Source organism: Micromonospora sp. NPDC049282, assembly GCF_043197045.1.
Classification (GTDB): domain Bacteria; phylum Actinomycetota; class Actinomycetes; order Mycobacteriales; family Micromonosporaceae; genus Micromonospora.
Map to the genome: position 1 here is coordinate 335,930 of NZ_JBICSL010000005.1, position 7,919 is coordinate 343,848.

The 7,919-nt window shown below is 72.6% G+C and carries 4 protein-coding genes and 1 pseudogene; all 5 read left to right on the forward strand.

Annotated features, from left to right (window positions below; all coding sequences use genetic code 11):
* Positions 1 to 96 precede the first annotated feature (96 nt).
* Positions 97 to 1,176 (forward strand): ribosome small subunit-dependent GTPase A, encoded by a 1,080-nt coding sequence (gene rsgA, locus ACGFI2_RS12550; RefSeq protein ID WP_393514941.1) that lies wholly within the window; start codon positions 97 to 99, stop codon positions 1,174 to 1,176.
* Between the two features lie 152 nt (positions 1,177 to 1,328).
* Complete coding sequence (gene uvrA / locus ACGFI2_RS12555) at positions 1,329 to 4,271, forward strand: excinuclease ABC subunit UvrA (RefSeq protein WP_393514944.1); 2,943 nt, start codon at positions 1,329 to 1,331, stop codon at positions 4,269 to 4,271.
* A 165-nt stretch (positions 4,272 to 4,436) separates the two neighbouring features.
* Positions 4,437 to 4,922, forward strand: coding sequence for a Rieske (2Fe-2S) protein (locus ACGFI2_RS12560; protein WP_393514947.1), 486 nt, complete (start codon positions 4,437 to 4,439; stop codon positions 4,920 to 4,922).
* Between the two features lie 82 nt (positions 4,923 to 5,004).
* Complete coding sequence (gene uvrC / locus ACGFI2_RS12565) at positions 5,005 to 6,942, forward strand: excinuclease ABC subunit UvrC (RefSeq protein ID WP_393514950.1); 1,938 nt, start codon at positions 5,005 to 5,007, stop codon at positions 6,940 to 6,942.
* Between the two features lie 799 nt (positions 6,943 to 7,741).
* Positions 7,742 to 7,919, forward strand: a pseudogene (locus tag ACGFI2_RS12570) (phytochelatin synthase); the annotation flags it as partial.

The following is a 7,919-nucleotide window of genomic DNA, read 5'->3' on the forward strand; positions in this document are numbered from 1 at the left end:
CGAGCCCCGCAGTCGCGAACGGAGAAAGCTCGGTGAGCATGCCGGTCGCAGCGCGCGTGTTTCGCCCCGGATCCCCACGACACCGATGAGGACCTCATGACCCTCGACCTGACCGCCCTCGGCTGGGACGCCGACTGGGCGACCCACCTCGATCGACGCGCCGACCACCGACCCGGGCGGGTGGCCCGGGTGGACCGCGGCGTGTGCACCGTGCTGCGGCCGGAGGGCCCGGTGCGGGCGAGCCTCGGCGGCGGCGTGCTCGCCGCCGCGGCCCGTGACCTGACCGCGCTGCCCTGCGCGGGCGACTGGGTGCTGCTGGCCACCTGGCCGGACGGCCCGGTCACCGTGGAGGCGGTGCTGCCCCGGCGCACCGCGCTGGTGCGGCGCACGGCCGGCAAGGACGCCAGCGGCCAGGTGCTGGCCGCCAACCTCGACGCCGCCGCGGTGGTCGAGCCGGTGCACCCGGCGCCGGACGCCGCCCGGATCGAGCGCCTGCTCTCCCTGGCCCACGAATCCGGCGCCGAGCCGCTGGTGGTGCTCACCAAGGCCGACCTGGCGGCCGACCCGGCCGCCGTGGCCCGGCAGCTGGCCGAGCTGGCCCCCGGGGTGCCGGTGCTGCCGGTCAGCGCCGAGCGGGGCACCGGCCTGGCGCCGCTGCGCCGGCACGTCGCCCCGGGGCGCACGCTGGGCCTGCTCGGCCCCTCCGGCGCCGGCAAGTCGAGCCTGGTGAACGCGCTGGCCGGGGCGGAGGTGATGCCCACCCAGGCGATCCGCCGGGTCGACGGCAAGGGCCGGCACACCACCACCTGGCGGGCGCTGGTGCCGCTGCCGGGTGGGGGAGCGGTGCTGGACACCCCGGGGGTACGGGCGGTCGGCCTGCTGGACGGCACGGTCGGGCTGGACCGGGCGTTCGCCGACATCGCCGAGCTGGCCGCCGGCTGCCGGTACGCCGACTGCGCGCACGACGCCGAGCCGGCCTGCGCGGTGCGGGACGCGTTGGACCGCGGCGAGCTGCCGGCGCGCCGGTGGGAGAGCTGGCGTCGGTTGCAGCGGGAGATCGCGTACGAGAGCGGGCGACGCGCGGTCCGGCTCGCCGCCGAGCGGCGGGGCGGCTGGCGCGGCGGGCGGCGGCGCACCGGGCGGTCGGCGACACCGCCCGCTCCCGGGGCGCTCTGAACTGGGGGAATGGTCGCGCGACGGAAGTTGTCACACCTCGGGGCTAGAGTTGCCGGGGCGCTTTCCCTGCGCTGCCGTAGTGGGGAAACCAGCCTGGCAACTCATGAAAAACAGACTTCGCCTCACATTCTTCTTCCGGGAGCACACGCACCGTGGCCGACCGTCTGATCATCCGTGGCGCGCGCGAGCACAACCTGCGTGACGTCAGTCTCGACCTGCCCCGGGACGCCCTGATCGTCTTCACCGGGCTCTCCGGTTCGGGCAAGTCGAGCCTGGCGTTCGACACCATCTTCGCCGAGGGGCAGCGCCGCTACGTCGAGTCGCTGTCGTCGTACGCCCGGCAGTTCCTCGGCCAGATGGACAAGCCCGACGTCGACTTCATCGAGGGCCTCAGCCCCGCGGTCTCCATCGACCAGAAGTCCACCTCCCGCAACCCGCGCTCCACCGTCGGCACCATCACCGAGGTCTACGACTACCTGCGCCTGCTCTTCGCCCGCATCGGCGAGCCGCACTGCCCGGTCTGCGGCGAGCGGATCTCCAAGCAGAGCCCGCAGCAGATCGTCGACCGGGTGCTCGCCATGCCCGAGGGCACCAAGTTCATGGTGCTCGCGCCGGTGGTGCGTGGCCGCAAGGGCGAATACGTCGACCTCTTCGCCGAGTTGCAGGCCAAGGGCTACGCGCGGGCCCGGGTCGACGGCGTGGTGCATCCGCTGACCGAGCCGCCGAAGCTCAAGAAGCAGGAGAAGCACACCATCGAGGTGGTGATCGACCGGCTCAGCGTCAAGGCGAGCGCCAAGCAGCGGCTCACCGACTCGGTCGAGGCCGCGCTCGGCCTCTCCAGCGGCCTGGTGCTGCTCGACTTCGTCGACCTGCCGGAGGACGACCCGGCCCGGGAGCGCCGCTACTCCGAGCACCTCGCCTGCCCGAACGACCACCCGCTCGCGATCGAGGACCTGGAGCCCCGGGTCTTCTCCTTCAACGCGCCCTACGGCGCCTGCCCGGAGTGCACCGGCCTGGGCACCAAGAAGGAGGTCGACCCGGAGCTGGTCATCCCGGACCCGGAGCGCACGCTGCGCGAGGGCGCGATCCAGCCCTGGGCCACCGGCCACAACCTGGAATACTTCCTGCGCCTGCTGGAGGCGCTCGGCGAGGCCGAGCACTTCGACGTCGACACGCCGTGGCGGGCGCTGCCGTCGCGGGCGCAGAAGACGATCCTGCACGGCTCCGACGACCAGGTGCACGTGCGCTACCGCAACAAGTACGGCCGCGAGCGCTCCTACTACACCGGCTTCGAGGGCGTGGTGCAGTGGATCGAGCGCCGGCACACCGACACCGAGTCGGAGTGGTCCCGCGACAAGTACGAGGGCTACATGCGCGACGTGCCCTGCGCGGCCTGCGGCGGGGCCCGGCTCAAGCCGGAGGTGCTCGCGGTCACCCTGGCGGGCAGGAGCATCGCCGAGGTCTGCAACCTCTCCGTCGGCGAGGCGGCCGACCTGCTCGCCGGCATCGAGCTGACCGACCGGCAGAAGATGATCGCCGAGCGCGTGCTCAAGGAGATCAACGCCCGGCTGAGGTTCCTGCTCGACGTCGGCCTGGACTACCTCTCCCTGGACCGGCCGGCGGGCACGCTCTCCGGCGGCGAGGCGCAGCGCATCCGGCTCGCCACCCAGATCGGCTCCGGCCTGGTCGGCGTGCTCTACGTGCTCGACGAGCCCTCGATCGGCCTGCACCAGCGGGACAACCACCGGCTCATCGAGACGCTGCTGCGGCTGCGCGGGCTGGGCAACACGCTGATCGTGGTCGAGCACGACGAGGACACCATCCGGGTGGCCGACTGGATCGTCGACATCGGTCCCGGCGCGGGCGAGCACGGCGGCCGGATCGTGCACAGCGGCTCGGTGCCGGCCCTGCTCGACAACGACGAGTCGGTCACCGGCGCCTACCTGGCCGGGCGGAAGACCATCCCGACCCCGCCCGCCCGCCGGCCGCAGACGCCGGGCCGGGAGCTTGTGGTGCACGGCGCGCGCGAGCACAACCTGCGCAACCTCACCGTCAGCTTCCCGCTCGGTCAGCTCATCGCGGTCACCGGGGTCAGCGGCTCGGGCAAGTCGACGCTCGTCAACGACATCCTCTACACGGTGCTCGCCAACCAGATCAACCGGGCCCGGCTGGTGCCCGGCCGGCACACCCGGATCACCGGCCTGGAGCACGTGGACAAGGTCGTCGGCGTGGACCAGTCGCCGATCGGGCGCACCCCGCGCTCCAACCCGGCCACCTACACCGGCGTCTGGGACCACGTCCGCAAGCTCTTCGCCGAGACCACCGAGGCCAAGGTCCGGGGGTACGGCCCGGGCCGGTTCTCGTTCAACGTCAAGGGCGGGCGCTGCGAGGCGTGCTCCGGTGACGGCACCATCAAGATCGAGATGAACTTCCTGCCGGACGTCTACGTCCCCTGCGAGGTGTGCAAGGGCGCCCGCTACAACCGGGAGACGCTGGAGGTGCACTACAAGGGCCGGACCGTCGCCGAGGTGCTGGACATGCCGATCGAGGAGGCCGCCGAGTTCTTCTCCGCCATCCCGGCCATCCACCGGCACCTGAAGACGCTCGTCGACGTCGGGCTGGGCTACGTGCGGCTCGGCCAGCCCGCGCCGACGCTCTCCGGTGGTGAGGCGCAGCGGGTGAAGCTCGCCTCCGAGCTGCAGAAGCGCTCCACCGGCCGCACGGTCTACGTGCTCGACGAGCCCACCACCGGCCTGCACTTCGAGGACATCCGCAAGCTGCTGATGGTGCTGGAGGGCCTGGTCGACAAGGGCAACACGGTGATCACCATCGAGCACAACCTCGACGTGATCAAGACGGCCGACTGGCTGATCGACATGGGGCCCGAGGGCGGTCACCGGGGCGGCACGGTGCTCGCCACCGGCACCCCGGAGGAGGTCGCCGAGGTGGCGGAGAGCCACACCGGTGAGTTCCTGCGGCCGATCCTCAAGCTGGCCGGCGAGGCCAAGGGCGCCAAGGCGGCGACCACCCGGGCGGCCAAGGCCAACGGCGCCACCAAGTCGCGCGCCCGCAAGGTGCCGGCGGGAGTGCGCTGACCGACGCGTACCACGGGCGGGCCGGGTGACCGGCCCGCCCGTGCGTGTCCGCGCCGGTGCCCATTTCGTGACGCGTCAGTATGAACCGTGCACCACGCTGGTGCGTGTACCGCAGTGTGGCCCCGGGATCATGACCGGTGGCGACAGTCGAGAGAGAGGCCGGAGATGAGTGATGATCAGGTGCTGACCGGGCCGGTCACCCAGAGCCGCCGAGCCCTGCTCGCGGGCGCCGGCGCGGTCGGTGCGGCCGTGGTGCTCGCGGGCTGCGGCGACGACGACGCGACCCCGGGAGCGGCCCCGACCAGCGGCGGACCGCCCGGAGCAAGCGCCACCGGCGACGCCGGCGGCGGCGACCGGGACAGCAGCGGTCCGCTGGCCCGCACCACCGACATCCCGGTCGGCGGCGGCGCGGTGTACGCCAGCAAGGGCGTCGTGATCACCCAGCCCGAGGCCGGCCAGTTCAAGGCGTTCGACCCGATCTGCACGCACCAGGGCTGCCCGGTGTCGAACGTCGACGGCGGCACCATCAACTGCACCTGCCACAACAGCCGGTTCTCGATCGCCGACGGCTCGGTGAAGGCGGGCCCCGCCACGAAGCCGCTGGCGGCCAAGGAGATCAAGGTCGAGGGCGACCGGATCGCGCTGGCCTGATCGCCGGCGCCGCCTCCGTCCGCCGCCCGCGGGCGGGGTGCGGCGGCGGCCGGGTGTCGGGGGTGCGGACTAGGCTTGACGCGTGGCTGACCCCTCGACCTACCGTCCCGCGACCGGCACCATTCCGGAGTCCCCAGGGGTCTACCGCTTCCGCGACGGCACCGGCCGGGTGATCTACGTCGGCAAGGCGCGCAACCTGCGCAGCCGGCTCAACTCCTACTTCGCCGACCCGGTCAACCTGCACCAGCGCACCCGGCAGATGGTCTTCACCGCCGAGTCGGTCGACTGGATCACCGTCGCCACCGAGGTGGAGGCGCTCCAGCAGGAATACACCTGGATCAAGCAGTACGACCCCCGGTTCAACGTCCGCTACCGCGACGACAAGTCCTACCCCTACCTGGCGGTCACCCTCGACGAGGAATACCCGCGCCTGCAGGTGATGCGCGGCGCCAAGCGCAAGGGGGTGCGCTACTTCGGGCCCTACTCGCACGCCTGGGCCATCCGCGAGACGCTCGACCTGCTGTTGCGCGTCTTCCCGGCGCGCACCTGCTCGTCGGGGGTGTTCAAGCGGGCCGGTCAGGTCGGGCGGCCCTGCCTGCTGGGCTACATCGGCAAGTGCTCGGCGCCGTGCGTCGGCACGGTGAGCGCCGAGCGCCACCGGGAGATCGTCGACGGTTTCTGCGACTTCATGGCCGGCCGCACCGACACCATGGTCCGCCGGCTGGAGAAGGACATGCTCGACGCCAGCGAGCAGTTGGAGTTCGAGCGGGCCGCCCGGCTGCGCGACGACGTGGCCGCGTTGCGCCGGGCGATGGAGAAGCAGACCGTGGTGCTCGGCGACGGCACCGACGCCGACGTGGTGGCGTTCGCCGACGACCCCCTCGAAGCCGCGGTGCAGGTCTTCCACGTCCGCGACGGCCGGGTGCGCGGCCAGCGCGGCTGGGTGGTGGAGAAGACCGAGGAGCTGACCACCGGCGACCTCGTGCACCACTTCTGCACCCAGGTCTACGGCGGCGAACAGGGCGAGGCCGACGTCCCCCGGGAACTGCTCGTCCCCGAGCTGCCCGCCGACGCCGACGCGCTCGCCGACTGGCTCTCCACCCGGCGCGGCAGCCGGGTGTCGCTGCGGGTGCCGCAGCGCGGCGACAAACGGTCGCTGCTGGAGACCGTCGAGCGCAACGCCCGGGACGCGCTGGCCCGCCACAAGCTCAAGCGCGCCGGCGACCTGACCACCCGCGGCCAGGCCCTCGACGAGATCGCCGACGCGCTCGCGATGCGCACCTCGCCGCTGCGCATCGAGTGCTACGACGTCTCCCAGATCCAGGGCACCGACGTGGTCGCCAGCATGGTCGTCTTCGAGGACGGGCTGCCCCGCAAGAGCGAATACCGCCGGTTCATCGTGCGCGGCGCCACCGACGACCTCTCCGCCATGTCCGAGGTGCTGCGCCGACGCTTCGCCCGCTACCTCGACGCGCGGGCCGAGACCGGCGAGCTGGGCGAGGAGACCGCCGCCGACCCCGACCGCCCCGGCATCGACCCGACGACCGGGCGGCCGCGCCGGTTCGCGTACCCGCCGCAGCTGGTGGTGGTCGACGGTGGCCCACCCCAGGTGGCCGCCGCCGCCAAGGCGCTGACCGAGCTGGGCATCGACGACGTGGCGTTGTGCGGGCTGGCCAAGCGGCTGGAGGAGGTCTGGCTGCCCGACGACGACTACCCGGTCATCCTGCCGCGCACCTCCGAGGCGCTCTACCTGCTGCAACGGGTCCGCGACGAGGCCCACCGCTTCGCCATCACGTTCCACCGCCAGCGGCGCTCCAAGCGGATGACCGAGTCCGCGCTGGACAACGTGCCCGGCCTCGGCGACGTCCGGCGCAAGGCGCTGCTGCGGCACTTCGGCTCGCTCAAGCGGCTCTCGGCGGCCACCGTGGAGGAGATCACCGAGGTGCCCGGCGTGGGCCGGCGTACGGCCGAGGCGATCCTCGCCGCCCTCGACGGCGACCCGGCGAAGACGCCGTCCTGACCACGGCCGTGATGGACTCCGGCGACTATCCTTCGGCCCATGGGAGCGATCAAGCCGTGGCACCTGTCCGTCCTGCTGCTCTGCTGCCTTCTGCCGACAGCCGTGGCGATCGCCGGCGGAATCTGGGCGTTCCGCCGCTCCGGTAGGCGGCGCTGACCGGGCTGACCTAAGGGCTCGCTGATCGACTCCAGTACGCCGAGGTGGCGGTATCCCCGCGCGTCCCATGACGCCACCTCGGCGAACCGGTGTCGGCCACAGCCGGACATTTCACTCTCCGAGACCAATCGTCCGCCTCGCGGGACGACCGGAGATCTTGGTGGCGAATGGCCCCCATAGGGGCCGCTCCGTACCAAGATTCACAGGCCACGCTTTTTGGCTGCGTTTTTATAAGATGAATGTGATTAGTGTCCGTTACGGCGGGGTCGGCCGTGGTCGACGCCACCGTCATGGCGGAATCGGCGCCGGGGGCGGGGCGTTATACCTGGCAGACCGCGTGGAGCCCGGCCCTCTCGGGCCGCCGGCAGCCCGGTCGGAATGACCGGCCACCGGCCGTGGTTACACCCCCGAGCCGCCGAACCGGCCCGGCCCGCGCCGGAATACGCGGCCACCGGCCGTCGTTACATCCCCCCGGAGCCGCCGCGCCGGCCACCACCCGTGGCCCGGCCCGCGCCCACCCCCGGGCCGCGCGTCAACACAGGCCCGAAGGCCCGCGCAGACCCCCGGGTCGCGCCAAGACTTCCCCCTCCACGCAGGCGTCCCCGCGCCCGCGTGATCCCCCAACCCCCTGGGAGGCACCACCATGGCTACCACCCTGCTGCGCAAGACCGTGCTCACCGCTGCCGGCATCGCCGCCACCGCCGGCGGCATCGCCGGACCCGCCATCGCCCACGCCGCCCCCGCCCACGCCGGCAAGGCCGCCGTCGTCGCCGACCGCAAGAGCGGCCACGGCGAACGCGAACTCGACGTGCGCTACGAAG